The organism is Microbacterium sp. K27 (assembly GCF_004794435.1).
Classification (GTDB): domain Bacteria; phylum Actinomycetota; class Actinomycetes; order Actinomycetales; family Microbacteriaceae; genus Microbacterium; species Microbacterium maritypicum_A.
The window spans coordinates 104,338-127,897 of the sequence record NZ_SSDK01000042.1; the positions used below are offsets into that span (position 1 = coordinate 104,338).

Annotated in this window: 26 protein-coding genes and 2 tRNA genes; 15 read left to right on the forward strand and 13 right to left on the reverse strand. The window is 67.9% G+C overall.

Annotated features, from left to right (window positions below; all coding sequences use genetic code 11):
• Positions 1-13 precede the first annotated feature (13 nt).
• The 5 genes from DW307_RS13515 (at position 14) to DW307_RS13535 (ending at position 4,043) form a co-directional block, all read left to right on the forward strand.
• Entirely contained in the window at positions 14-1,171 is a 1,158-nt protein-coding gene (locus DW307_RS13515) for a DNA polymerase III subunit delta' (protein WP_136024972.1), read from the forward strand.
• On the forward strand, positions 1,168-2,721 hold the full coding sequence (locus tag DW307_RS13520) for an alpha/beta hydrolase (RefSeq protein WP_136024973.1): 1,554 nt from the start codon (positions 1,168-1,170) through the stop codon (positions 2,719-2,721). The genes DW307_RS13515 and DW307_RS13520 overlap by 4 nt, the downstream gene beginning before the upstream one ends.
• A 70-nt stretch (positions 2,722-2,791) precedes the next feature.
• Positions 2,792-2,864 (forward strand) — tRNA-Thr (locus tag DW307_RS13525).
• Positions 2,865-2,931: 67 nt separating this feature from the next.
• On the forward strand, positions 2,932-3,513 hold the full coding sequence (locus DW307_RS13530; RefSeq protein ID WP_029267257.1) for an isochorismatase family protein: 582 nt from the start codon (positions 2,932-2,934) through the stop codon (positions 3,511-3,513).
• The gene (locus DW307_RS13535; RefSeq protein WP_136024974.1) at positions 3,510-4,043 is read left to right on the forward strand and encodes a DUF1697 domain-containing protein; all 534 of its coding nucleotides are present in this window, start codon (positions 3,510-3,512) and stop codon (positions 4,041-4,043) included. Before DW307_RS13530 ends, DW307_RS13535 begins: the two co-directional genes overlap by 4 nt.
• On the opposite strand, the gene DW307_RS13540 is transcribed toward DW307_RS13535, so the two are convergent.
• Positions 4,024-4,248, reverse strand: coding sequence for a hypothetical protein (locus tag DW307_RS13540; RefSeq protein WP_029267255.1), 225 nt, complete (start codon positions 4,246-4,248; stop codon positions 4,024-4,026). The two genes, DW307_RS13535 and DW307_RS13540, sit on opposite strands and share 20 nt — an antisense overlap.
• 25 nt (positions 4,249-4,273) lie before the next feature.
• Here DW307_RS13540 and DW307_RS13545 point away from each other — a divergent pair, with 25 nt between their 5' ends.
• Positions 4,274-4,789 carry a CGNR zinc finger domain-containing protein gene (locus DW307_RS13545; protein ID WP_029267252.1) on the forward strand — a complete coding sequence of 172 codons (516 nt, stop codon included), beginning with the start codon at positions 4,274-4,276 and terminating at the stop codon, positions 4,787-4,789.
• Between the two features lie 31 nt (positions 4,790-4,820).
• On the opposite strand, the gene DW307_RS13550 is transcribed toward DW307_RS13545, so the two are convergent.
• Complete coding sequence (locus DW307_RS13550) at positions 4,821-5,366, reverse strand: type 1 glutamine amidotransferase domain-containing protein (protein WP_029267250.1); 546 nt, start codon at positions 5,364-5,366, stop codon at positions 4,821-4,823.
• Between the two features lie 170 nt (positions 5,367-5,536).
• On the opposite strand from DW307_RS13550, the gene DW307_RS13555 reads away from it, so the two are divergent.
• Positions 5,537-5,992 carry a hypothetical protein gene (locus DW307_RS13555; protein WP_029267248.1) on the forward strand — a complete coding sequence of 152 codons (456 nt, stop codon included), beginning with the start codon at positions 5,537-5,539 and terminating at the stop codon, positions 5,990-5,992.
• Between the two features lie 25 nt (positions 5,993-6,017).
• On the opposite strand, the gene DW307_RS13560 is transcribed toward DW307_RS13555, so the two are convergent.
• Positions 6,018-6,090: transfer RNA gene (locus DW307_RS13560), tRNA-Lys, on the reverse strand.
• Positions 6,091-6,226: 136 nt separating this feature from the next.
• Entirely contained in the window at positions 6,227-6,886 is a 660-nt protein-coding gene (locus DW307_RS13565) for a fasciclin domain-containing protein (protein WP_021199109.1), read from the reverse strand.
• A 196-nt stretch (positions 6,887-7,082) separates the two neighbouring features.
• On the opposite strand from DW307_RS13565, the gene sigK reads away from it, so the two are divergent.
• The 4 genes from sigK (at position 7,083) to DW307_RS13585 (ending at position 10,211) form a co-directional block, all read left to right on the forward strand.
• Complete coding sequence (gene sigK, locus DW307_RS13570; protein ID WP_029258697.1) at positions 7,083-7,682, forward strand: ECF RNA polymerase sigma factor SigK; 600 nt, start codon at positions 7,083-7,085, stop codon at positions 7,680-7,682.
• Positions 7,679-8,470, forward strand: a complete 792-nt coding sequence (locus tag DW307_RS13575) for an anti-sigma factor (RefSeq protein WP_029267246.1) — start codon at positions 7,679-7,681, stop codon at positions 8,468-8,470. Before sigK ends, DW307_RS13575 begins: the two co-directional genes overlap by 4 nt.
• 29 nt (positions 8,471-8,499) lie before the next feature.
• Entirely contained in the window at positions 8,500-9,129 is a 630-nt protein-coding gene (locus tag DW307_RS13580) for a hypothetical protein (RefSeq protein ID WP_029267244.1), read from the forward strand.
• 197 nt (positions 9,130-9,326) lie between these two features.
• Positions 9,327-10,211, forward strand: coding sequence for an aminodeoxychorismate lyase (locus tag DW307_RS13585; RefSeq protein ID WP_029267242.1), 885 nt, complete (start codon positions 9,327-9,329; stop codon positions 10,209-10,211).
• A 217-nt stretch (positions 10,212-10,428) separates the two neighbouring features.
• Here the strand turns inward: DW307_RS13585 and DW307_RS13590 are convergent, their stop codons facing one another.
• The 8 genes from DW307_RS13590 to DW307_RS13625 all read right to left on the reverse strand — a co-directional run bounded on the left by DW307_RS13590 (position 10,429) and on the right by DW307_RS13625 (position 19,608).
• A complete protein-coding gene (locus DW307_RS13590) occupies positions 10,429-11,277 on the reverse strand; it encodes a type IV toxin-antitoxin system AbiEi family antitoxin domain-containing protein (RefSeq protein ID WP_051668076.1) in 849 nt (282 codons plus the stop codon).
• A gap of 231 nt (positions 11,278-11,508) precedes the next feature.
• Positions 11,509-12,288: a phosphate ABC transporter ATP-binding protein PstB gene (pstB, locus tag DW307_RS13595; RefSeq protein WP_017828973.1), complete on the reverse strand. Its 780-nt coding sequence runs from the start codon at positions 12,286-12,288 to the stop codon at positions 11,509-11,511.
• A 28-nt stretch (positions 12,289-12,316) separates the two neighbouring features.
• The gene (gene pstA / locus DW307_RS13600) at positions 12,317-13,420 is read right to left on the reverse strand and encodes a phosphate ABC transporter permease PstA (protein WP_029267231.1); all 1,104 of its coding nucleotides are present in this window, start codon (positions 13,418-13,420) and stop codon (positions 12,317-12,319) included.
• Between the two features lies 1 nt (position 13,421).
• Positions 13,422-14,372 (reverse strand): phosphate ABC transporter permease subunit PstC, encoded by a 951-nt coding sequence (pstC, locus tag DW307_RS13605; protein ID WP_021199103.1) that lies wholly within the window; start codon positions 14,370-14,372, stop codon positions 13,422-13,424.
• A gap of 92 nt (positions 14,373-14,464) precedes the next feature.
• Positions 14,465-15,571 carry a phosphate ABC transporter substrate-binding protein PstS gene (gene pstS, locus DW307_RS13610; protein WP_029258692.1) on the reverse strand — a complete coding sequence of 369 codons (1,107 nt, stop codon included), beginning with the start codon at positions 15,569-15,571 and terminating at the stop codon, positions 14,465-14,467.
• A 150-nt stretch (positions 15,572-15,721) separates the two neighbouring features.
• On the reverse strand, positions 15,722-16,711 hold the full coding sequence (locus tag DW307_RS13615; protein ID WP_051668074.1) for an NUDIX hydrolase: 990 nt from the start codon (positions 16,709-16,711) through the stop codon (positions 15,722-15,724).
• On the reverse strand, positions 16,708-18,873 hold the full coding sequence (locus DW307_RS13620; protein WP_029258690.1) for an RNA degradosome polyphosphate kinase: 2,166 nt from the start codon (positions 18,871-18,873) through the stop codon (positions 16,708-16,710). Before DW307_RS13620 ends, DW307_RS13615 begins: the two co-directional genes overlap by 4 nt.
• Before the next feature lie 51 nt (positions 18,874-18,924).
• On the reverse strand, positions 18,925-19,608 hold the full coding sequence (locus tag DW307_RS13625; protein WP_021199099.1) for a winged helix-turn-helix transcriptional regulator: 684 nt from the start codon (positions 19,606-19,608) through the stop codon (positions 18,925-18,927).
• 71 nt (positions 19,609-19,679) lie between these two features.
• Here DW307_RS13625 and DW307_RS13630 point away from each other — a divergent pair, with 71 nt between their 5' ends.
• From DW307_RS13630 to ygfZ, 3 genes are all read left to right on the forward strand, one after another.
• On the forward strand, positions 19,680-19,970 hold the full coding sequence (locus DW307_RS13630) for a hypothetical protein (protein WP_021199098.1): 291 nt from the start codon (positions 19,680-19,682) through the stop codon (positions 19,968-19,970).
• Positions 19,971-20,120: 150 nt separating this feature from the next.
• Positions 20,121-20,723 (forward strand): FABP family protein, encoded by a 603-nt coding sequence (locus tag DW307_RS13635; RefSeq protein ID WP_029267230.1) that lies wholly within the window; start codon positions 20,121-20,123, stop codon positions 20,721-20,723.
• A gap of 1 nt (position 20,724) precedes the next feature.
• Complete coding sequence (gene ygfZ / locus DW307_RS13640) at positions 20,725-21,861, forward strand: CAF17-like 4Fe-4S cluster assembly/insertion protein YgfZ (protein WP_029267228.1); 1,137 nt, start codon at positions 20,725-20,727, stop codon at positions 21,859-21,861.
• Positions 21,862-21,863: 2 nt separating this feature from the next.
• Here the strand turns inward: ygfZ and DW307_RS13645 are convergent, their stop codons facing one another.
• Positions 21,864-22,691: a class I SAM-dependent methyltransferase gene (locus DW307_RS13645; protein WP_029267226.1), complete on the reverse strand. Its 828-nt coding sequence runs from the start codon at positions 22,689-22,691 to the stop codon at positions 21,864-21,866.
• Between the two features lie 59 nt (positions 22,692-22,750).
• On the opposite strand from DW307_RS13645, the gene DW307_RS13650 reads away from it, so the two are divergent.
• Complete coding sequence (locus tag DW307_RS13650) at positions 22,751-23,500, forward strand: phosphoglyceromutase (RefSeq protein ID WP_021199094.1); 750 nt, start codon at positions 22,751-22,753, stop codon at positions 23,498-23,500.
• Positions 23,501-23,560: the final 60 nt, after the last annotated feature.

Consider the following 23,560-nt stretch of genomic DNA (forward strand, 5'->3'; position numbering starts at 1 on the left):
TTAGGCTGAGTGCATGCCCCAGACCGTTCCCGCCCCTTTTCCCTGGGCGGATGTGTGGGGGCAGGATGCCGCCGTCGACACTCTCCGCGCCGCGGCATCCGATCCTTCCGCGCTCTCGCACGCCTGGTTGATCACGGGCCCGCCGGGGTCTGGGCGCTCCACCCTCGCGTACGCGTTCGCCGCGGCGTTGATCGCCGACCGACCTGACGACGAGAATGCGATGCGGCAGGTGCTCGCCGGTACTCACCCCGACGTCACGGCACTGCGTACCGACAAGGTCATCATCACGATCGCCGAAGCGCGCAGTCTGGTCGAACGCTCGTACTTCGCGCCCTCTGCGGGGCGCTATCGGGTCATCGTGGTCGAAGACGCCGACCGTATGGTGGAGCGCACCTCCAACGTGCTCCTGAAGGCGCTCGAAGAGCCGCCGGAACAGACGGTGTGGATCCTGTGCGCGCCGAGCGAGGCCGATCTGCTCCCCACGATCCGATCGCGCGTGCGGTCGTTGCGGTTGCGGGAACCCGATGTCGCCGATGTCGCCCGGCTTATCGGTCTTCGCACGGGCGTCGATGCGGGCGTCGCAGAGCAGGCGGCACGGCACGCCCAGCGCCACATCGGCATGGCTCAGCGACTGGCCACCGACGATGCGGCTCGGCGTCGGCGAGACGAGACCCTCCGCTCCGTCCTCGGCGTCAGGGGAGTCGGCGATGCCGTCGAGGTCGCCGGGCGCATCATCCAGGCGGCGACGGAGGATGCGAAGGCGCTCACGGCCGAACGCGACGCTCAGGAGCGCGCTTCGCTGCTGCGTACCATCGGCATCGCCGAGGGGCAGGCGGTGCCGCCGGCGCTGCGCACGCAGCTCTCCGCACTCGAAGACGATCAGAAGAAGCGGGCCACGCGGAGCCTCCGCGACGGGATCGACCGTGTTCTCACCGATCTGCAGTCGCTGTTCCGCGATGTCGTGATGGTGCAGTTCGGACAGGGCGACGACCTCATCAACAGCGAGTTGCGCACCGAGCTGTCCGACCTCGCTTCCGCCTGGTCCGAGACCCGTACTCTTGTCGTACTTGACCACCTTGCCGAGACGCGGCAGTCGTTGGAGCGCAATGTCGCTCCTCTGCTCGCCCTGGAAAGCTTGCTCGTGACGATCACGAGCGGGAGGAAACCGTGAACAATCGATCGACTTCCCGCTGGCGTCGAGCCGCCGCGATCATCGCAGGGCTCGCAGCCGCATCCGTCGCACTCTCGGGGTGCCTGTACGCGATGATTCCCGAACAGTCCTCGCGGCCGGCGACGTCCAGCGAACCCGACACCGAGGGTGTCGCGGAGGATCTGCTGCCCTTCTACTCGCAGGATCTCACCTGGACCGAGTGCGGCGTCGGCTTCGACTGCACCGACGTGACGGCCCCTCTCGACTGGGAGGACCCGGGCAAGGGTGAGATCACCCTCTCGGTGGTCCGGCACCGTGCCGAGGGCACTCCCGTCGGTTCGCTGCTGACGAATCCGGGCGGCCCCGGGGCCAGCGGCGTCGACCTGATCCTCAACAGCCTCGACTTCGCGGTCGGAGCCGACCTCATCGAGAACTTCGATGTGATCGGCTTCGATCCGCGCGGAGTCGGTGACTCGACCGCGGTGAAGTGCTACGACGCCACGCAGATGGATGACTACCTCTACGGCATTCCTTCCGCTGCCCGTGGGACGGCCGAGTGGGAGGCCGAGCTGCTCGACTCCCACAAGGCCTTCGCCGAGGCGTGTGATGCGAACAGCAACGGCATCCTGCCCTACATCACGACCGTCAACGCCGCCCGGGACATGGATCTGATCCGGGCGGTGCTGGGCGACAAGCAGCTGAACTACCTCGGCTACTCGTACGGCACGTTCCTCGGTGCGACCTACGCGAAGCTGTACCCCGAGAAGGCAGGCCGCCTGGTGCTCGACGGCGCCATCGATCCGGCCGTCCCCGGGCTCGAGGTCGGGGCGACCCAGGCACTCGGGTTCGAATCCGCGTTGCGCGCCTACATGCAGGACTGCCTCGATTCCGGGGAATGCCCGTTCAACGGCACCGTGGATGAGGCGATGGCCGATCTGGGCGCACTGCTGGCGAGCGTCGACAGCACGCCTCTGAAAAGCGGAGACGGCCGCATGCTGGGCGCCGACTCGCTGATGACGGCCATCATCGCCGCGCTCTACTCGCAGGACAGCTGGGGCTACCTCACGCAGGCGCTCGACGAGGCTCTTCAGGGTGACCCGACCTCGGCACTGTTCCTCGCCGACTTCTACAACGGCCGAGAGAACGGCACCTACACCGACAACTCCGCCGAGGCGTTCCGTGCCTACAACTGCATGGACTACCCGGTGGAAGACGACCCGGCCGCGGAAGCGGCGACGAACGCGAAGATCGCCGAGGGCGCCCCGACGATCGCGCCGTACTGGACGGGCCCCGACTCCTGCGCGGTCTGGCCCTACCCGCCCACGGGCACGCGGGGTGAGATCAAGGCCGAAGGCGCCGGTCCCATCCTCGTGATCGGCACCACGAACGACCCGGCCACCCCCTACGAGTGGTCGGAGTCGCTCGCGAAGCAGCTCGAAGAAGGCATCCTCATCACGCGCGTCGGCGAGGGCCACACCGGCTACAACAAGGGCAACGCCTGCGTCGATGATGCGGTCGAGGCGTTCCTGCTCGACGACGTCGTGCCGGAAGACGGTCTCCGCTGCGAGTGATCGCGGCCTCGATTCGCGAGTGAGCGCGAGACAGGGTAATATCGGTGATCGCGCCGCTCACGCGTCGCACGCCGCTTTAGCTCAGTCGGCAGAGCATTTCACTCGTAATGAAAAGGTCGTCAGTTCGATTCTGACAAGCGGCTCCGAAGGCCCCGTGATGCGAAGAACATCACGGGGCCTTTCCCGTTCCGCACCGCGTACCCTCGAAGCATGAGCAGAGCGCTTCTCATCGTCGATGTGCAGAATGACTTCACCGAAGACGGCGCCCTCGCCGTCGCGGGCGGCGATGCGGTGGCCGCAGCCGTCACGGCATTCCTCGCCGCCCACACGGGCGACTACGCGGTGATCATCGCCTCGAGGGATTGGCACGATGCCGACGGCGACAACGGCGGACATTTCGCCGACGGCCCCGACTACGTCGACTCCTGGCCTGTGCATTGCGTCGCGGGGACCACGGGGGCGGCGTACGACCCGCTGCTCGCGACCGATGCCGTGACGCACCACGTCCTCAAAGGGCAGGGGAGGCCGGCGTATTCGATGTTCGAGGGGCAGACAGAGGCCGGGGAGACGGTCGGCGCCATCCTGACCGCAGCAGGTGTGCTCAGCGCCGACGTGGTGGGCCTCGCGACAGATCACTGCGTCAGGGCGAGCGCCCTCGACGCCATCGCGCACGGCGTGCGGGTCCGCATCCTCACCGACCTCGTCGCCGGTGTCGCCGCGGAGACCAGTGATGCCGCACTCGCCGAACTCGTCCACGCGGGGGCGGAGCTGGTCGAGAGCGCCGACGCGTGAGCCGCAGCGTCCTGCTCCTGCGGGCGGTCAACGTCAGCGGCCGCAACAGGGTGCCGATGTCGCGCCTCCGCGAGCTGCTCACGGCAGAGACCGAGCTGAACGACGTCTCCACCTACATCGCGAGCGGCAACATCATCTGCGAAACACCGGAGCATCCGGCTGCCACGTGTGCGGCCGTCCGCATGGCCATCCACGATGAGTTCGGCGTCGACACCCCGGTCATCCACCGCACTCATGCGCAGCTGGTCTCCTCGGAATCCGCCCAGCCGTTTCCCGAAGGCGACGTGAAGTCCGTGCACGCGATGTTCCTGGAGGGTGCGCCCTCGGGCGACGCGATCGAGGCGTTGCAGCAGCGTCTCCGCGACACCGAGCGGATCGCGCTGATCGGCGACGACCTGTGGATCGATTACGGTGCGGGCGGCGTGCACTCCACGAAGCTCACCAAGACGGTGCTCGATCGCGCGCTCGGAGTGGCTGGAACGGCGCGTAACCTGCGGACGACGCGCACGCTCATCGAACTGACGGCGTGACGCCGCCCAGTTCGCCGCTCAGCGCTGCCGGAGGCGTCTGCGAATGCGCCTGCACGTCGACCCGGTGCGTCTCACAGGCGGTGCACCGCACGTACAGCACGACGCCCTCGCTCGTCGGATGCCGGGACTCCACGAGCCAGGCATGCTCGTGCGCCTCGGCGGCGGGACGGACGCGGGGGATCGGAAGCGTGTTCAGTGAGGTCATGCTTCCAGCGTGATGTAATGGTCTTATGCATCTCAACCCTTACGGCGAGTACGCGGTGCTGCTCGCCGCGTCGCTGGCCAACGACTGGCCGGAGACCCGCGCAGGGATCGAGGAGCGCACTCTGGAGCTCGGGATGACGCAGACGTTCCCGCCCGCCGCCGACGACCACGAGAAGGTCAGAGCCGTCATCGACGACTGGCTGGCGATCGTGGATGAACCCGACCCCGACGCGCGGGCGGTGCTGCTCAACGCACAACTCGCCGCCGCAGCCGCCTATCCGAGATTGACGAACCACGACGGCGAGGGGTGGCACCTGCACTACCGCGACGACGTCCCGTCCCTGCCCTACGTGCTCCGGGCGATCATCAGCCTCGGCACGTCGCTGCACCTGGTCACACGGGGAATGAGCCGGCTCGGCCGATGCCAGGCCATGCCGTGTACGAACGTCGTCGCGGACGTGACCCGCAACGGTCGTCAGCGCTTCTGCTCCGTGCGCTGTGCGAACCGTGCGGCCGTGCGTCGGCACCGTGCGCGAGCCTGAGAGGCACCGTGCCTGAGCCTGAGCCTGACCGTCAGGCGGTCTGTCCGGCGTGCTTCCCTTCGCCGATCTCCTCGACGAGCTTCGCGTTGAAGGCCGGCAGGTCATCGGGAGTGCGGCTGGAGACGAGGCCCTCATCGACCACCACCTCCTCATCCACCCACGTCGCTCCGGCGTTGCGCAGATCGGTGGTCAGGCTCGGATAGCTGGTGAGCGTGCGTCCGTCGACGACACCGGCTTCGATCAGGATCCACGCACCGTGGCAGATCACGCCTACCGGCTTGTGCTGCTCGAAGAATGCTCGTGCCAGGTCGATCGAAGCCTTGTCCATGCGCAAGTGATCGGCGTTGACAACGCCGCCGGGGAGTACCAGCGCGTCGAAATCGTCCGCACTGGTCTCGGTTGCGCGCAGATCGACGGCTTGCTCATGGCCGTTCTTGCCGGTGATGGCAGCGCCGTCCGGAGCGATCAAGGTCGCGCTCGCGCCTTCTGCCGTCACGGCATCCCAGGGACTCGTGAGCTCACTGTCTTCGAATCCGTCTGTCGCGAGGAATGCCACGCGGCTGCCGCTGAGAGTCATCGTCCGTCCTTTCCTGGAGAGTCGTCCGCCGTTCGGGGACGACTCGACGATCTCCCGGATCGGGGGAGGATGGAAGGGGGTGGCCGAGGTGATGAGCCGGTGATAAGGGGGAACGGTCTTCCACGGAGCGCTCGTCACAGGTACGCGAGTCCCGGCAGTACGATCCAGATATGCGCGTCCGTCCTGCACTCGTCCTCCTCCCGGTACTCATCCTGCTCGCGGGGTGTGCCCCCGAGCCGGCGTCGAGCCCTTCGCCCTCCGCATCGAGGACCTCTTCACCCACGCCCACCCCGACCCCCTCGGCGATCGAGACCACGGAACCGCCGGCGACGGGAACGGAGTTCACCACGACTGCGCTCGTCGATCTCTGCACCGAGAGGACCCGAGCTCTCGCACCGGATGCCACGTATTTCGGAGACATGGCGACCACCGAATGGCTCGCGTCGTCGTCGCTCTGGTTCGTGGTCATCCCCAAGTCGCTCGACGGTGCGGACAGCGTCGCGGTGTGCGGCATCGGGGGAAGCCAGGAAGCGCCGGTCTTCGCTCTCGAAGGGGAGTCGCTGCCGGACGGTGTGGCCGACATCCGAGCGGAGCTGTTGTCGGGCGCCCCCGGCGGCGAGTCCTGAGAGGCCGCCGGGAGGCGACCTGCGGTGGGCCCCGTGGGGCTCGAACCCACGACCCGCGGATTAAAAGTCCGATGCTCTGCCAACTGAGCTAGAGGCCCCTCATCAAAGTCTAGTGCGCACGACGAGGGGCCGTCGGCGACACAGCACCGCCGACGGCCCCTTTTCCCTCTCGGGATCCTCCCCCTGCTTCCGAGAGGGCGCGTGCCGGGTGTCCTCCCACCCGGCGATCCTGGCTCAGGAAGCCGGGGGCATCAGAACCGTGTCGATGAGGTACACGGTCGCGTTCGCGGTCTTGACTCCACCGCAGATCACCTTGGCGTCGTTGACCATCAGGTCGTCACCGCTGCCCGTGACCTCGAGCTCGGCGCCCTGCACGGTCTTGTGCATGCCGTCGATGTCGGCCGGGTCGATCTGGCCGGGAACCACGTGGTACGTCAGGATCGAGCTCAGCGTGGCGCTGTCGGTCTTGAGTGCCTCGATGGTGGCCGGGTCGATCTTCGCGAACGCGTCGTCCACCGGTGCGAAGACCGTGAACTCGCTGCCGTTCAGGGTGTCGACGAGGTCGACGTCGGGGTTGAGCTGTCCGCTCACCGCCGAGACCAGCGTGGTCAGCAGCGGGTTGTTCGAGGCCGCGACCGCGACCGGGTCCTGCGACATTCCCTCGACGGAACCCGCGCCGTCCGGCACAGCGTCGGCGTACGCCGCGCAGCCGGGGCCGACCAGGTTGGCTGCCGGGTCCATCTCCATCGGCGTCGACTCCGACGTCTCCGGTGCCTTCGGCTCGGAAGACGAGTCCGAGGTGCTGCCGCTGCCCATGGAACAGGCGGAGAGCAGGAACGCGCTCGCCAGGCCGAGGGTGATTGCCGCGGTGACCTTCTTCTTGGTGCTGAACATGTCGAGCTCCTTCAGAAAACTGAGCCACGGCCTCTCCGTGGCGTCGAGTGCTGTTCGGAGCCCGTTCGGGATCGGATGGGAAGAATCTCAGAAATCTTGGAAACAGCTCCGACGACGGCGCCGGAGCGCACGATTCGCGAGGTCGATTCCTTCACATTCGGGTGACGTCTGCACGTGATCGGGGAGGAGATGCGGCATGCTTATGGGGATGGTCATCGATGGGTTCGACGTTCCCGAGGACGGAGCGACGCAGGATGCTGTCGCCGACCTCCTCGTCCGCGTCGCCTCCGGTGATCAGGCTGCCTTCGCGACGCTCTATGACACGCTGTCCTCCCGCGTGTTCGGCCTCATCCTCCGCGTCCTTATCAATCGCGCGCAGAGCGAAGAGGTGCTCCAGGAGGTTTTTCTCGAGATCTGGCAATCCGCTTCCCGCTTCGCTCCGAACAGAGGTCAGGGACGAGCGTGGGTCATGACGATCGCTCATCGCCGGGCCGTCGACCGAGTGCGGGCATCGCAATCGAGCGCGGACCGGGACGTACGAGCAGGATTCAAGGACATCGGCGTCGCGCACGACAGTGTCGCGGAGCAGGTCGAATTGGGGATCGAGGGAGGGAAGGTCGTCGAGGCGCTTTCGGGGCTTCCGGAAGCTCAGCGCGAAGCACTCGTCCTCGCGTATTACGGCGGTTACAGTCAGAACGAGATCGCGGCCCTCGTGGGGGCGCCGCTGGGGACAATCAAGACACGGATGCGAGACGGACTCAGCCGTCTGCGTACGGCGATGGGGGTGACGGCATGAACGAGAAGGACTTCGAGGAACTCGCGGCAGGTGCCGCGCTGCACTCGCTCTCCGCTGACGACGAGCGTCGATACCGTTCAGCCCTCGCGGAGCACCCGGAATGGGAGGACACGGTGGATGCGGATATCGCGACGGCCGCGTCGCTCGCAGACCGTGTCGAGCCCGTCGCCGCTCCCGCACACATCCGATCCGCGCTGCTCGCGCAGATCGCGGACATGCCCCAGAACGGTGGATCGCGGACCGACACCGACGTCTCGTCATCGCACGAGGAACGTCCCGCAGTCGTCGCCGTGTCCCACACCGAGCCTCAGCCCGAGCCGAAGAAGCAGCGTCGCTGGACCCGCACCGTCTTCGCCCTGGCGGCGTGCCTCGCCGTGCTGGTGGGCGTCGGCATCGGCGCGGTCGCCCTCAATCAGCAGCTGAACCCGCCCGCGAGTGTCATCGCGCTGCAGGAGATCGAAGCAGCCGACGACGCCCAGCAGGCGACGGTGACGCTCGACGACGGAGGAAGCGCGACAGCGCACTGGTCGGCTTCCACCGGCAAGGCCGTGCTCGTGGCCGACGGTCTCCCGAGTGCGGGTGAAGGCCAGACGTATGAGCTGTGGTTCGTGCGCGGTGACGCTCCCGTCTCCGCCGGAGTGTTCGATGTGGACGGTGGTGACGCCACCGCCCTCCTCGCCGGTGATATGCAGGCGGGTGACGCGATCGCGGTGACCGTGGAGCAGGCCGGCGGATCTCCGTCGGGCCAGCCGACGACCGATCCGGTGATCGTCATCCCCACGGCGTGAGCCGCACTGATCGCGCGTACCCTGGAGGGATGCCCGAGCAGTATCATCGCCCCGTGCGCCGCCCGACGAGCGCCTTCGACAACATCGTCGGCGCACACGACCCCGCCGAGGAGACGCGTATCGCGCATGCCACGGCATCCGCTCTGCTGACCCGCGTCCGCGCCGACGAGAGCGGAGCGAGCGCCGAAAGACTCGTCGCCTTCACCGCCGAACACGGAATCGACGAGATCGCGGAGCTGTGGTCGAAAGCACCCTCACGGACTCTCCCCGGCGCCCTGTGGCGCCTCTACGTGCTGCAGCTCGCGATCCACGGCGACCCGCAGACCGCGGCCCTCCTCTACGACCGCGGGCGCGTCGAATTGCCGTCGGCGGATGCGGCGATCGCCGGTGCGCCGGTGCCGGCGAGTCCGGACGAGCTGGTCGCTCTGATCGACACGATCCTGCGGGGGGCATTCCGTGGTGACTTCGCCGTGGCGCTCGACCGCGCCGCGGCCTTCTGTCGAGTGCAGGCCTCCGGGGCGACGCACACGGCTGACGACTACGAACCGACCGAGCCCGCACGATCTAGCGAACTGACCACGCGAGCGCTGCGACTGAGCAGTTACGGAGAGGATCTGGCCGCAGCCGCCGTGCTGTGGCGGATGGATGCGCTCGCCTGACGAGCATCGGGTGGCCCGACGGGAAGGCGATCCGGATGCGCGAAACCGCTCCGGGCAAGAAAAGACCGGGCCGCAAGAACGCCTCTCGGCGGAAGGCCGCTCGCAGCGGCAAAAATTGGAGCCCGGGGTTATGCGGCCCGGCCACTCCATTGTAACGCGATGCGGCGGACGGTATTCCCGCCCTCTAGGCTCGGATCATGACCGGGCGCTTCGCACTCATGATCGATCCCGTCGCCGCCGACGAACAGCGCAGCGACTTCTCCGAGACCTTCACGCAGGTGGACGCCGCCGCCCCCGCGCTCAGTGTGGGGGAGCTGAGCACACAGCGCGGTGACGGGGTGTTCGAGTCGATCGGCGTGATCGACGGGCACGCGCAGGAGGTCGTCCCGCACCTGGAACGCCTCGCCCACTCGGCACTGCTGTGCGACCTTCCGGTCCCGAATCTCATGCAATGGCGGCAGGCGGTCGATCAGGCGGCTGCACAGCTCGGAGCGGGCGAGTCCGTCATCAAGCTCATCCTCAGCCGCGGAGTCGAGCACGGGCCCACTCCGACGGCATGGGTGACCGCGGCTCCGGCCTCCGATTTCTCCGCCGTGCGAGAGCATGGTGTGCGCGTCGTGACGCTCGACCGCGGGTACGACCTGGGTGCAGCGGAGCGGGCTCCGTGGCTGCTGCTGGGAGCGAAGACGCTGTCGTACGCCGTGAACATGGCGGCCCTGCGCGAGGCGCACCGGCGTGGTGCGGACGATGCGATCTTCCTCTCGAGCGACGGCTTCGTGCTGGAGGCTCCGACGGCTTCCCTGATTCTCCGCTTCGGCGACCGTTTCGTGACGCCGGCTCCGACGGGTGGCATCCTGCACGGTACGACGCAGCTCAGTGTGTACGAGCACCTCGCCGCCCAGGGTTTCGACGTCGGGTACGACCGCATCCCGGCAACCGACCTTCCGCAAGCGGACGCCGCGTGGCTCGTGTCGAGCGTGCGCCTCGCCGCGGCGATCACCGCCGTCGATGGCGTCTCCCTTCCGGTCGACCGCACGCTCACGGCCGCGCTGAACCGCTACCTGCTCTCGCCGCGCGACTGATCCCACCCGCCCACCCATCCCTCTCCCGCCCGCCTGCCCGCCCGCCCGCCAACCTGCCAACCTGCCCGCCCGCCTGCCAAAACGGAGGGCACCCGTCGGCGGCACGGCGCGTCTGGCCGCGACACGCCCCGGCTCTCGCTCCTGATCTCCGTTTTGTCGAGTGCCGACCAGGGCTGAGGCTGGCGAGTGCAGACGAGGGCGAGGGTTCGCGGAGTCATCACACCGGCGCGAGGTGAGCCCCGCGTGCGACAGCGCCGCGGATCGCGGCCTCGACGAGAGGCCAGTCGTCGACGATCAGCTCATACGTGAATCGCAGAGTCGTGTATCCGGCGGCCGCAGCAGCTGCGTCACGCCGCAGATCTTTGCTCCGCTCCTTCTCCCTGGCATGGTTCTCACGGCCATCGGCCTCGACGATCAGGAAGTCGCCGATGACGATGTCGACCTCCCCGACACCGGAGACGGGCACCTGGGTCCTGACCGCGATCCCGATCCGGTGCAGCCGAAGCCGGATGAGTGACTCGAGTCCGCTGTCGGCATCTGCACGAGCGAACGCGACGAGCCACCGCATCGACGTCGGAAGATGGCGGCGAAGCCAGTTCAGCCCCGCGGGGGAGAGCAGTGATCGACGCAAGGCCGATTCGAGCGCGGCGAAGAACGTGTCCTCGCCACAGCACCCCGCGATCTGAAGGAGCGCATTCGGGACAGGGGCAGCCTCGCCGACGCGCGCACGACCCTCATCCCAGTGCAGCACGCAGGCGTCGCATGTCGATCGTGGAGTTCCCGCGGCTCCCATCCAGATGTGATTCGACGAAGGAAGACGGAGCACCCAGAGACCCTGCTCCGCTGCAGCTTGCGCACAGCCGATCGTGCCGCCGTGAGACGCCGCATGCACCCAGGCCTCCGTGGCGTCGGGGAGCGCATAGACGCCCTGGCGTGGTCGCAGCACTTCGCCGGAACGCACCGCACGCGAGAGCTCGTCGCGGCTCACTCCCCGTCGTCGAAGCTCCGACGTCCGTGCCATCCGCCCGAGCGCACTCAGCACAGGAGCGGCGCGCACGAAGGACATCGCCTGATACTGCCCTGAGCGCGCCGTCGGTCGAGGCCGAAACCGTACGAGCTATGGACAACACGCGGCGCCCCGCGACCGTGCAGGAGAAGTGCGCCTCGTTCGGGGAGGCCAAGACCCAGACCACCGAACGACCCGACGGCGTGTCAACGGGTGACACGCCGTCGGCGACTCAAGTGATCTGGGTTTTGGCGATGAAGCAGCAGGGGTGCAGCAGCAGGGACCCAGCGCTCAACCGAAGCGGCCGGAGACGTAGTCCTCGGTGGCCTGCACCGACGGTGTGGTGAAGATCGAGGTCGTGTCGTCGTATTCGATCAGCTTTCCGGGCTTGCCGGTGCCCGCGATGTTGAAGAACGCGGTCTTGTCCGACACGCGGCTCGCCTGCTGCATGTTGTGCGTCACGATCACGATCGTGAACTCGTTCTTCAGCTCGCCGATCAGTTCCTCGATCGCGTATGTCGAGATGGGGTCGAGAGCCGAGCAGGGCTCGTCCATCAGCAGCACCTGCGGCGAGACGGCGATCGCACGGGCGATGCACAGGCGCTGCTGCTGACCGCCGGAGAGGCCGGAACCGGGCTTGTCGAGGCGGTCCTTGACCTCGTTCCACAGATTCGCACCGGTGAGCGACTTCTCGACCAGGGCATCCTGATCGCTCTTCGACATGCGGCTGTTGTTGAGCTTCACGCCGGCGAGGACGTTCTCCTTGATCGACATCGTGGGGAACGGATTCGGACGCTGGAAGACCATGCCCACCTGGCGCCGGACGAGCACCGGGTCGATGCCGGGGCCGTAGAGGTCCTTGCCGTCGAGCAGCACCTCGCCCTCGACGCGGGCACCGGGGATGACCTCGTGCATGCGGTTGAGGGTGCGCAGGAAGGTGGACTTGCCGCAGCCGGAGGGGCCGATGAACGCGGTGACGCTGCGCGGCTGGATGTCGAGGGAGACGCCCTCCACGGCGAGGAAGTCGCCGTAGTAGACGTTCAGGTCGTTGACTTCAATGCTCTTGGACACTGCAGTTCCTTGCTTGTCGGGTCGAGGCTCAGCGGCCGGTCTTGGGTGCGAAGATCTTCGCGACGAGGCGCGCGATCAGGTTGAGCAGCATGACGATGATGATGAGCGTCAGAGCTGCGGCCCAGGCCCGCTCCACGTATGCCTCAGCGGGGATGCCCTGGTACGCGTACTGCGAGTATGTGAACACCGGGAGCGTCTGCATGCGTCCGCTGAACAGGTTGTAGTTCATCGCGTCGGTGAAGCCGGCCGTCAGCAGCAGGGGCGCGGTCTCTCCGATCACGCGCGAGATGGCGAGCATGACACCCGTGGTGATGCCGGCGATCGAGGTCGGGAGGACCACCTTGACGATCGTGAGCCACTTCGGCACCCCGAGCGCGTACGACGCTTCGCGCAGCTCGTTCGGCACCAGTCGCAGCATCTCCTCGGTGGAGCGCACGACGACGGGGATCATCAGCACGGCCAACGCGACCGAGCCCGCGATGCCCATGCGCACGCCGGGTCCGAAGATCAGCGCGAAGACGGCGTAGGCGAACAGACCGGCGACGATCGAGGGGATTCCCGTCATGACATCGACGAGGAAGGTGATGGTGCGGGCCATCCGGCCGCCCTTGCCGTATTCGACGAGGTAGACGGCCGTCATCAGACCGATCGGGATCGAGATGATCGCGGCGGCGAGGGTGACCAGGAGCGTGCCGATGATGGCGTGCAGGGCGCCGCCGCCTTCACCGAGCACTCCACGCATCGATGACGAGAAGAACAGTCCGTCGAAACGGGCGACGCCGTTGGCGACCACGGTGATCGCGACGGACACCAGCGGCACCATCGCGATGGCGAACGCCGAGGTCACGATTCCGGTGATCAGGCGGTCCAGCGCCTTCCTGGAGCCTTCGATGATGCGCGACATCACGTAGATGAGCACCAGGTAGATGACCGCGCCGAGAACGACGGAGCCGGCGATGTTGAGGTCGGATCCGCTGGCGAGGGCCTCGAGAGCGAAGGGCGTGAAGCCGATGAGGAGGGAGAGGGCGAGGAGCGCCCACGGCGACCAGCGGGGGAGGTGTCCCGAGCTGAGCGACAGCTGGGTGGGGGCCGCGCTCGCCGTGCGAGACGATTCAGGGGCGGTAACGGTCATGTCAGTTCGCTCCCGAGAATTCCTTGCGGCGGTTCACGAACCAGCGTGCGAGAGCGTTCACCGCGAACGTCACGACGAACAGGATCAGACCGGTCGCGATGAGGATGTTGATGTTGACCTGGTACGCCTCGGGGAACGTCAGCGCGATGTTCGCTGCGATCGTGGAGGGGTTCGTGGAGGTGAGCAGTTCGAAGGTGACGGCCTTGCTCACCGAGAGCACCATCGCGACGGCCATGGTCTCGCCGAGCGCACGGCCGAGGCCGAGCATGGAGGCGGAGACGATGCCGGAACGGCCGAAGGGAAGAACGGCCATCCGCACCATCTCCCAGCGGGTGGCGCCGAGGGCGAGGGCGGCCTCCTCGTGAAGGCGAGGGGTCTGCAGGAAGATCTCGCGGCAGATGGCCGTGATGATCGGGACGACCATGACGGCGAGCACCATCGCGGCGGTCAGGATCGTCCGTCCGGTAGGGGAGACGACGCCGTCGAAGAACGGGATCCAGGAGGCGTTCGTGTTCAGCCAGACGTAGATGGGCTGCACAGCGGGAGCCAGGACGAGGATTCCCCAGAGGCCGAACACGACCGAGGGGACGGCGGCCAGCAGGTCGACCACGTAGCCCAGGCCCTGAGCGAGCCGCCGCGGTGCGTAGTGCGTGATGAACAGGGCGACGCCGAGCGAGAGCGGCACGGCGAGCAGGAGGGCCAGGAAGGCGGCCCAGACCGTGCCGAACAGGAGTGGGCCGACGTAGTCCCAGAAGTTCGTCTTGAGGAGCGAGGCATCCTCGGCTGTCGCGGTGAAGGCCGGAATGGACTGCACGATGAGGAAGATCGCGACCGCGGCCAGCGTGATCATGATCATGGATCCGGCGGCGACCGCCGTTCCGGAGAACCAGAGGTCACCGGCGCGCTTCTTCGCGACGATGCGCGTCGACGCCGGCGAGGTCGTGGCTGTCATGGGAGCTGCTTCCTGCTCAGTGGAGATCGGGTGTCTGACGCGAGCAGACGGTCTCCGGGATGCCGCGCGGCATCCCGGAGACCGTCACTGGCTCACTTGATGAGGTCGATCGCAGCCTGAGCCTGCGTGCGCAGGTCGTCCGAGATCGGGGCGCTGCCGGCGTTGGTCGCGGCGGCGTCCTGGCCCTCGGCGCTGATCGCGGTGGTGAAGAACGCCTTGGTCAGCGCGGCGACGTTCTCGTCCTCGTACTCGGCGCAGCCGATGAGGTAGCTGACGAGGAGCACGGGGTACGCGCCGTCGGCGGTGGTGGTGCGGTCGATCGCGAAGGCGAGGTCGCCGTCGGTGCGGCCTTCCTCGATCTTCGAGGCGTCGAGCGTGGCGGCGGCGCCTTCGGCCGAGTGCGGCACGAACTTGTCGCCGACCTTGACGTTGACCGACGAGAAGTCGGCGGCCTGCGAGGAGTCGATGTAACCGATGAGGCCCTGTCCACCCTTGACGGCGTTGGCGACGCCCGAGGTCTTCTCGGCGGACTCTCCGGCGAGGTCGGCCGGCCACTCCTCGACGCTGCCCGCGGTCCACACGTCACCGGCGGTCTGCGCCAGGTAGTCGGTGAAGTTGCCCGTGGTGCCCGACTTGTCGGAGCGGTGGACCGGCGTGATGGCGAGATCGGGGAGCTTGGCGTCGGGGTTGTCCTTGGCGATCGCCGGGTCGTTCCAGTTGGTGATCTTGCCGGCGAAGATCGACGCGATGGTCTCGGGGTCGAGGTTCAGCTCGTCCACGCCGTCGAGCGAGAAGACGATGGCGATCGGCGAGATGTATGCGGGGATCTCGATGAGGTCGGAGCCGTCGACGCACGCGCCGAAGCCGCCGGCCGAGATCTCGTCGGTCTTGAACGCGCGGTCCGAGCCGGCGAAGTTGACCGCGCCCTGCTGGAAGGACTCGCGGCCACCGCCCGAGCCCTGCGGGTCGTACTCGACCTGGGCGTCGGGGTTGGTCTTCTGGAATTCGGCGGTCCATGCCTGGATGGCGACCTGCTGCGAGGAGGCGCCCGCGCCGACCAGGGAACCGCTGACGGTGGCGGTGCTGGAGGTGGGCTCGTCGGTGGAACCGGTGCCTGCTTCGTTCGCGGCACAGCCGGCGAGTGCGAGGGCGGCGACGGCGCCGATGGCGCCGATTCGTGCGATTCGGGAGATCTTCACTGTGGATCCTTCGATCTGGAATGGGTGGGGCCCGGTGCAGGGCACACAGTGACGCTATGGGCGACGGTTAACGAGACTCTCCCGAGCAGGTGAACGGCAGGTGAACGACGGGCGACTCTCTGGGGTGCTCCCGCGAGAAATCAGGGGACGTCAGACCTTGGGGATGTGCGTCTCGATCGCGATGATCCCGGATCCGGGGTTCGTGGCCGACAGATGCACGACCGAGAACGCGGCCGGCTCGAGGTCTGCGGCACTGCTGAGATACGACCCCTGGATGGTGCCTGTGGCCAGGGCGATCTCGGAGAGCAGACCCGGAAGCACCGGCCCGTGGCTGCACAGCACCGCAGGCTTGCCGGCGCGGATGCGGCGACCGACGACCGCGCGCAGATCGGACTCGCCGTCCTCCCAAGCGTCCTGGCTGATCTTCTCCGTCTTCACGGGCTTGCGATCGAGTGCGCGAGCGAGAGGAGTGATCGTCTCCACGCACCGCACCGCGTCGCTCGTCACGATCCTGCGCACGCCGAAAGCGCGCAGCGGTCCCACGATCGACTTCGCCTGCTTCCGCCCGCGGTCGGTGAGTGGCCGTGAGGCATCCGACCCGTCCCACTCCGAGCGGGGCGTCGCCTTCGCATGCCGCAGGGCGATCACCGGGAAGGTGCGCAGCACACCGTCGTCGACGAGGTTGGAGAAGAAGTCGAGGATCTCGAGGTCGACGGGGTAGCTCAGGCGCGCTCTCGCCTTCTTCACGCTCACCCACTCGAGCGCAGCGATCTCCCGGTTGGGAACGAACGTCGACTCCCGGATCGCGGCGTCGGTCGCCTCTGCGGCCCAGTAGTGCACGACCTTCTGCTTCTGCGACGCCAGGTGATAGCGGCTCACACCGACCGAGACTCCGAGCGAGACCCGGATGCCGGTCTCCTCCTGCACCTCGCGCACGGCTGTCTCGGCGAGCATCTCCCCAGGATCGACCTTGCCCTTGGGAAGCGTGATGTCGCGGTACTTGGTGCGGTGGATCAGCAGGATGCGCAGCTTGCCCTCGACGAGGCGCCACACCACGGCTCCCGCCGCGTACACGGCCTTGTCCGTCCACTTCGAGTTCGTCGTGGTGCCGACCGGGAGCTGCAGCTGCCGCGTGTTCATCGGACCGCCCGCGCGCGACGACGCCGCTGGATCAACCCCATGGTCTTGTCCTGCAGGTCGATCAGGGGCTTGCCCTCCGCGTCGACGGCGTGGCGCTCCCAGACCCCTCCTGCACCGAGATGCCACGAGGTCGTGCCGGCATCCATCGCCAGGTCGAAGAACGTTCCGAGCTCTTTGAGGTGGGCGGGGTCGGTGACGCGCACCAGGGCCTCCACCCGGCGGTCGAGGTTGCGGTGCATCATGTCGGCACTGCCGATGTACACCTGAGGATCGCCGCCGTTCTCGAAGGCGAAGATGCGCGAGTGCTCCAGGTATCGACCGAGGATGCTGCGCACCGTGATGTTGTCGCTGATCCCGTCGAGGTCGGTGCGGAGACTGCAGATACCGCGCACCCAGACGTCGACCTTCACACCCGCCGCGCTCGCACGGTAGAGCGCGTCGATGATCTCCTCGTCCACCATCGAGTTCACCTTGATGCGGATGTGCGCGGGAATCCCCGCCTCGGCGTTCTTCCGCTCGGCATCGATCTGGCGGACCAGGCCCTTGCGCAGGTGCAGGGGGGCGACCAGGAGGCGCTTGAACTTCTTCTCGATCGCGTAGCCGCTGAGCTCGTTGAAGAGTCGTGTCAGGTCCTTGCCGACCTGCGCGTCGGCGGTGAACAACCCGAAGTCCTCGTAGATACGGCTGGTCTTCGGGTTGTAGTTTCCGGTGCCGACATGGGAGTAGTGCTGCAGCTTGCCGTCTTCCTCGCGGATGACGAGCGCGAGTTTGCAGTGGGTCTTGAGCCCGACGAGGCCGTAGACCACGTGCACGCCGGCCTTCTCGAGCTTGCGCGCCCAGACGATGTTGTTCGCCTCGTCGAAGCGGGCCTTCACCTCGACGAGGGCCAGCACCTGCTTGCCCGCCTCCGCCGCGTCGATGAGCGCCTGCACGATGGGGCTGTCGCCGGAGGTGCGGTAGAGGGTCTGCTTGATGGCGAGCACGTGCGGGTCACGGGCCGCCTGCTCGAGGAACGCCTGCACGCTCGTGGTGAACGACTCGTACGGGTGGTGCACCAGCACGTCCGACTTGCGGATCGCCTTGAAGATGTCCGCCCGGTTGCTCGATCCCGCGGGCTGGAAGGCCACGGCGGTGGTCGGCAGGTGCGGCGGATACCGCAGGTCGGGGCGATCGATGCGGGACAGGTCGAACAGACCGCGCAGGTCGAGCGGCCCGGGAAGCCGGTAGACCTCGAGGTCGGTGATGTCGAGTTCGCGGACCAGCAGGTCCATCGTGACATCATCCATGTCGTCGGTGATCTCGAGACGGATCGGCGGACCGAAACGTCGACGCAGCAGCTCGGCCTCGAGTGCCTGGATGAGGTTCTCGCTCTCGTCCTCCTCGATCTCCACGTCCTCGTTGCGCGTCAGACGGAACGCGTGGTGGTCGAGCACCTCCATGCCGGGGAACAGATCGCCCAGATGATTGGCGATGAGCTCCTCCAAGCGCAGGAAGCGCTTGATCTCGCCGCCTCCCGGAACCTCGACGAAGCGCGGGAGCATGGGGGGCACCTTGAGCCGAGCGAACTCCTGCCGTCCGGTGCGGGCGTTGCGGATGCGGATCGCGAGGTTCAGCGACAGCCCCGAGATGTAGGGGAACGGATGCGCCGGATCCACGGCGAGCGGCATCAGCACAGGGAAGACCTGGGCTCCGAAGTACTCCGACAGCGCGGAGCGCTCGCCGTCTGTGAGCTCGGACCACTCGGTGATCTCCACGCCGGATTCGGCCAGAGCCGGACGCACGAGCGAGGTCCAGGCATCCGCATGCCGCAGCTGCAGGGCGTGCGCCTCGCGCGAGATGTCGGCGAGCGCGTCGACGGGGGAGCGGCCGATGTTCGTGGGCACCGCGAGACCGGTCATGATGCGGCGCTTGAGGCCCGCGACGCGCACCATGAAGAACTCGTCGAGGTTGCTCGCGAAGATCGCCAGGAAGTTGGCACGTTCGAGTTCGGGAAGCGAGGGATCCTCGGCGAGCTCGAGCACGCGCTGGTTGAAGGCGAGCCAGCTGAGCTCGCGATCCAGGTAGCGGTGGTCCGGGAGCTGGGAGTCGTAGGACTCGATGGCGTCGAAGTCGTCGTCTTCGGCGTCACCCAGCCCGGCGTCGGCGAGTGCGGGATCGATCATGGGGTACATCTAAGCACCGAGAGGTGACGCCCGTGTGAACGGAGTCGATCGTCAGCCCGCGCTGGCGAGGCCCTCATCCTCGTTGACGTTGAAGCGGTAGCCGACGTTGCGCACGGTGCCGATGATCTGCTCCTGGTCGCCGAGCTTCGCCCTGAGCCGTCGCACATGCACGTCGACCGTGCGGGTGCCCCCGAAATAGTCGTACCCCCAGACCTCGCTGAGCAACTGCTCGCGGGTGAACACGCGAGCGGGGTGCGTCGCCAGGAAGTGCAGAAGCTGGAACTCCTTGTAGGTGAGATCCAGAGGCCTGCCGCGCAGTTTGGCGGAGTAGGACTGCTCATCGATCGTGACGCCGGATGCCTGCACGCGCGCGGGCTCGGCGACCTCGTCGCGTCGGGCGAGGGCGAGACGGAGTCGGGCGTCGATCTCCGCGGGCCCCGCCGTGGAGAGCAGGACATCGTCGATGCCCCAGTCTCCCGACAGCGCGCTCATCCCGCCTTCCGTGACGACGAGGAGCAGCGGCGCATCCTGCCCGGCGGTTCGCAGCAGGCGGCACAGCGACTTCGCGGCGACCAGGTCGTGACGGCCATCGACGATCACGACGTCGTACTCGGGGGCGTTGACCAGCTGCGAGGGCTCTGCGGGTATCTGGCGCGCGCGGTGGCTCAGCAGCTCGAGCGCGGGGAGCACCTGCTCGGAGAGCGGAGCGTTGGTCAGAACCAGCACCTGGGCCACGCGCACTCCTCACAGACGCGGATCGACGTCGTGCCGCCATGATACCGGGAGCGATGCGCAACAATGGAGACATGACGGATCCCGCACTCGCACCGCGCAACGCGTTCGTCGGTGTGCTCGTCGTCTGGGCCACCGCGTTCCTCGCCACCGTCGCCATCGGCATCTTCGTGCCGGAGGAATGGCGCGTGTCCTGGCTGCTGGTCGGGTTCGGCGGCGTCGTGCTCCTGTCCTTCGCCGTGCAGCTCTGGTACGGGCGCACGCAGGGTTTCATCTTCCGGGTGGCGGGGAGCGTGATCGGCGGTCTGCTGCTGATGGGCATCATCTCGGTCGGATTCGGTCTCGCGGCGCTGATCCCGTCCTGACACCGGCACGGCGCGGTAAGGTGGAGCACATGGACCTCATGGCGCTCGAAATCTTCTTCATCGGCCTGCTGGGCCTCGCGAGCCTCGCTATCGTCTTCGTCTCGGCAGTGGTGCTGCGCAACCTCTTCCGCGGCCAGCGCTGACGCGACGATGCTCGAACTGCCCGTCGACCTTCCGGCCGATCTCGTCCCGTTCGCGTGGCTGATCGGCGTCTGGGAGGGAACAGGTGTCATCGACTACCCGGTCGGTGACGAACGCCTGCAGGGCGAGTTCACGCACCGGATCAGCTTCAGCCATGACGGGGGTCCGTTCCTGAACTACTCCGGCACGGCCACGTTCCTCACGGAAGAGGGCGCCCCCGCCGCGGCGTTGCTGGCCGAGACAGGCTTCTGGCGTCTGGCGCGCACGGCCACGGCCGCGGATCCCGGTCCCGCACTGCTGCCTCCGACCGCGCCCGCCGTCGCACGCACGGTCGACGACGTGGAGGAGCTGCGCGCGCCGAGCGGCGGATTCCCCATCGAGGTCTCGCTCGCGCACGCCGACGGCGCCCTCGAGCTGTACATCGGCGAGATCAACGGTCCGCGCATCGACATCGGCTCGGACGCCGTCGTGCGCAGTGCCGGTGCGAAGGTGCACACGGCGTCTTCGCGCATGTACGGCCTCGTCGACGGTCACCTGCTGTGGGCCTGGGACATCGCCGCCCTCGGCACCCCGCTGCGCTCCCATGCCTCGGCTCGACTGGCCAAGGTCTGAGATGTCCGTCTTCGGCGGGATCGACGGTGCCGTCACCGACGGCGATCTGATCGCGCACTTCGGCGATGCGTTCCGTGAGCAGCGGCGTCTCGCCGACGGCGCTGCCCTCGCGCCCCTCGGCGACCGCACCGTGATCGAGGTCGCGGGTCCCGAACGGCTGAGCTGGCTCGATTCGATCACCTCGCAGGCCGTCGGACGGCTCGCCCCCGGAGAAAGCACCGAGCTTCTGGTTCTCGACCCGCAGGGCCGGGTGGAACACGCGGCCGGCGTCATCGACGACGGTGCATCCACATGGCTCATCGCGGATGCGGGAGACGCCGAGGCGCTCGCCGGCTGGCTGACGCGCATGAAGTTCCGCACCCAGGCCACCGTCGACATCCGCGCCGACCTCGTGCCGGTCGGGTTCATCGACGGCGGTGTCGTCGCTGCGGCGGCCACCGCCGCCGCAGCCTCGCCGCACGGCATCGCTCTCGTCTGGGCCGACCCGTGGCAGCGGATCAGCGTCGGCGGACACCAGTACTCCGAGGTCATCGAGCATCCGGCGGCCGACTATGCGTGGCGGGTGGCGATCCTGTCCGCGGACGGGGCTGAGGCCCTCGCCGCGTCCCTCGATCGGGAGGCGCTCGCCGGTCTCCTCGCTGCCGAGGCACTGCGCGTGGCTGCCTGGCGCCCGCGCTGGACGACAGAGGTCGACGAGCGTTCGCTGCCGCACGAGTCCGACTGGATCCGCAGCGCGGTGCACTTGAACAAGGGCTGCTACCGCGGACAGGAGACGGTCGCGAAGGTGCACAATCTCGGTCACCCGCCCCGCCGTCTGGCCGCCCTCCACCTCGATGGCAGCGATGCGGTGCTTCCCGAGCCGGGCGCGCCGGTGTACGCCGGCGACGACGAGGTCGGGCACCTGACCTCGGTCGCGCGTCACCACGAAGGCGGTCCCATCGCTCTCGCGATCCTGTCGCGGCGCGCGCCGGTCGGGGATCTGGTGGTGCGCGCGGACGGCATCGACATCGCCGCCTCGCAGCAGGTGATCGTGCCGGCTGACGCGGGGGCCACCGCAGATATCCCGCGCCTCACCCGTCTGTCTCGCCGACCCACGGCACCGGACCCGCGCGATTCCATCTCCGGCGCCGGAAGCTGAACTCAGGCGGGGAGCGGGGCGACCGCGGACCAGGGCAGCGTCAGCTCGCCCAGGCGCCACCGAGTGCGTCCGCCGAGCACAGGCCATCCCTGGTCCCGGAGTGCGCCCACGGCGGCGAGGAAGCGCTGCGTGGCGCCGAACGTCGAAAGCGGAGCCGCGCGGTCCCACTCCCGATCGAGATCGACGAGCAGGGAATGGATGCGCTCGCCCGGGACGTTGCGGTGGATCAGCGCCTTCGGCAGACGCTCGGCGACGATGCTCGGTCGCTCCAGATCGGCGAGACGCAGGGAGATCGTGAAGCGCAGCGGCGCAGCGTGCGCATCCACGTCGATCCAGCTCGACACCCGGCCGATCTCGTCACAGGTCCCCTCGAACAGCAGGCCGTCAGGGGCCAGGCGGGAAGCCATCAGGGACCAGGCATTCGCGACGTCCTGCTCGTCATACTGCCGCAGCACGTTCATGGCGCGGATCACCGCGGCCGTGCGTCCCTCGGGGAGCGGAACCTCGAAGCCGCCGCGCGCGAAGGAGACGGGCAGATCGGGAGCGAACGGCGTCCGCCCTGCACGCACCTCGGCGAGCTGCGCGTCGGCCGTCGCGACGCGGGCGGGGTCGATCTCCAGGCCGCGCACCTCGACGTCGTCGCGCACCCGGACCAGGCGGGTCGCGAGCTCGAAGGCGGTGACGCCGCTGGCGCCGTAGCCGAGGTCGACGACCAGCGGATCGGATGCCCGCCGCAACGCGGCGCTCGCCGCGATCCAGCGATCGTTGCGTCGCAGTCGGTTGGTCCCCGTGGTGCCGCGGGTCGGCCGACCGAGGGGAGATGACGCCATGTCTCCATCCTCCCAGCATCCGAATCGGGTGCCGTGCCCTGGGCGGATAAACTGACGGCATGACTGCGACGCGCACCCTCATCCTGCTCCGCCACGGCCGGAGCGAGTGGAACGAACTGAACCTGTTCACCGGTTGGGTGGACGTCCGCCTCAACGCGCAGGGCGAGAAGGAGGCCCGCCGCGGTGGTGAGCTGCTGGCCGAGTCCGGCATCCTCCCCGACGTGCTGCACACCTCGCTGCTGAGCCGCGCCATCCAGACCGCGAACATCGCGCTCGATGCCGCCGACCGGCTGTGGATCCCGGTGACCCGCTCCTGGCGCCTCAACGAGCGCCACTACGGCGCGCTCCAGGGCAAGGACAAGGCGCAGACGCTCGAGGAGTTCGGTCCCGAGCAGTTCCAGCTGTGGCGCCGCTCGTTCGACGTGCCGCCGCCCGTGCTCGACGACGAGAGCGAGTTCAGCCAGGTGAACGACGTCCGCTACGCGGGGATCGATGGCGAAGTGCCGCGCACCGAGTCGCTCAAGCTCGTCATCGACCGTCTGCTGCCGTACTGGGAGAGCGCGATCGTCCCCGACCTCGAAGCCGGCAAGACCGTGCTCGTCACAGCGCACGGCAACTCGCTGCGTGGTCTCGTGAAGCACCTCGAGGGCATCAGCGACGACGACATCGCCGAGCTGAACATCCCGACCGGCATCCCGCTGGTGTACGAGCTGGACGAGAACAACGTCCCCACCGGACCCGGCCGCTACCTCGATCCCGAGGCCGCCGCCGCCGGTGCCGCCGCCGTCGCGGCGCAGGGCAAGAAGTAAGAGCTTCCGCTCGAAACGCCGAAGCCCCCGATGCATATGCATCGGGGGCTTCGGCGTTTC

What these genes read in the sequence shown, in the direction of transcription:
- DW307_RS13540 (WP_029267255.1), bottom strand. Translation starts at nt 4,248, where the DNA reads ATGACCTCACTGAACACGCTTCCGATCCCCCGCGTCCGTCCCGCCGCC.
- DW307_RS13545 (WP_029267252.1), top strand. Translation starts at nt 4,274, where the DNA reads ATGCATCTCAACCCTTACGGCGAGTACGCGGTGCTGCTCGCCGCGTCG.
- DW307_RS13615 (WP_051668074.1), bottom strand. Translation starts at nt 16,711, where the DNA reads ATGAACACGCGGCAGCTGCAGCTCCCGGTCGGCACCACGACGAACTCG.
- DW307_RS13565 (WP_021199109.1), bottom strand. Translation starts at nt 6,886, where the DNA reads ATGTTCAGCACCAAGAAGAAGGTCACCGCGGCAATCACCCTCGGCCTG.
- DW307_RS13645 (WP_029267226.1), bottom strand. Translation starts at nt 22,691, where the DNA reads ATGGCGTCATCTCCCCTCGGTCGGCCGACCCGCGGCACCACGGGGACC.
- DW307_RS13620 (WP_029258690.1), bottom strand. Translation starts at nt 18,873, where the DNA reads ATGATCGATCCCGCACTCGCCGACGCCGGGCTGGGTGACGCCGAAGAC.
- sigK (WP_029258697.1), top strand. Translation starts at nt 7,083, where the DNA reads ATGCTTATGGGGATGGTCATCGATGGGTTCGACGTTCCCGAGGACGGA.
- DW307_RS13555 (WP_029267248.1), top strand. Translation starts at nt 5,537, where the DNA reads ATGCGCGTCCGTCCTGCACTCGTCCTCCTCCCGGTACTCATCCTGCTC.
- DW307_RS13635 (WP_029267230.1), top strand. Translation starts at nt 20,121, where the DNA reads ATGCTCGAACTGCCCGTCGACCTTCCGGCCGATCTCGTCCCGTTCGCG.
- DW307_RS13650 (WP_021199094.1), top strand. Translation starts at nt 22,751, where the DNA reads ATGACTGCGACGCGCACCCTCATCCTGCTCCGCCACGGCCGGAGCGAG.
- DW307_RS13515 (WP_136024972.1), top strand. Translation starts at nt 14, where the DNA reads ATGCCCCAGACCGTTCCCGCCCCTTTTCCCTGGGCGGATGTGTGGGGG.
- DW307_RS13630 (WP_021199098.1), top strand. Translation starts at nt 19,680, where the DNA reads ATGACGGATCCCGCACTCGCACCGCGCAACGCGTTCGTCGGTGTGCTC.
- pstA (WP_029267231.1), bottom strand. Translation starts at nt 13,420, where the DNA reads ATGACCGTTACCGCCCCTGAATCGTCTCGCACGGCGAGCGCGGCCCCC.
- pstC (WP_021199103.1), bottom strand. Translation starts at nt 14,372, where the DNA reads ATGACAGCCACGACCTCGCCGGCGTCGACGCGCATCGTCGCGAAGAAG.
- DW307_RS13530 (WP_029267257.1), top strand. Translation starts at nt 2,932, where the DNA reads ATGAGCAGAGCGCTTCTCATCGTCGATGTGCAGAATGACTTCACCGAA.
- ygfZ (WP_029267228.1), top strand. Translation starts at nt 20,725, where the DNA reads ATGTCCGTCTTCGGCGGGATCGACGGTGCCGTCACCGACGGCGATCTG.
- DW307_RS13550 (WP_029267250.1), bottom strand. Translation starts at nt 5,366, where the DNA reads ATGACTCTCAGCGGCAGCCGCGTGGCATTCCTCGCGACAGACGGATTC.
- DW307_RS13580 (WP_029267244.1), top strand. Translation starts at nt 8,500, where the DNA reads ATGCCCGAGCAGTATCATCGCCCCGTGCGCCGCCCGACGAGCGCCTTC.
- DW307_RS13575 (WP_029267246.1), top strand. Translation starts at nt 7,679, where the DNA reads ATGAACGAGAAGGACTTCGAGGAACTCGCGGCAGGTGCCGCGCTGCAC.
- DW307_RS13585 (WP_029267242.1), top strand. Translation starts at nt 9,327, where the DNA reads ATGACCGGGCGCTTCGCACTCATGATCGATCCCGTCGCCGCCGACGAA.
- DW307_RS13590 (WP_051668076.1), bottom strand. Translation starts at nt 11,277, where the DNA reads ATGTCCTTCGTGCGCGCCGCTCCTGTGCTGAGTGCGCTCGGGCGGATG.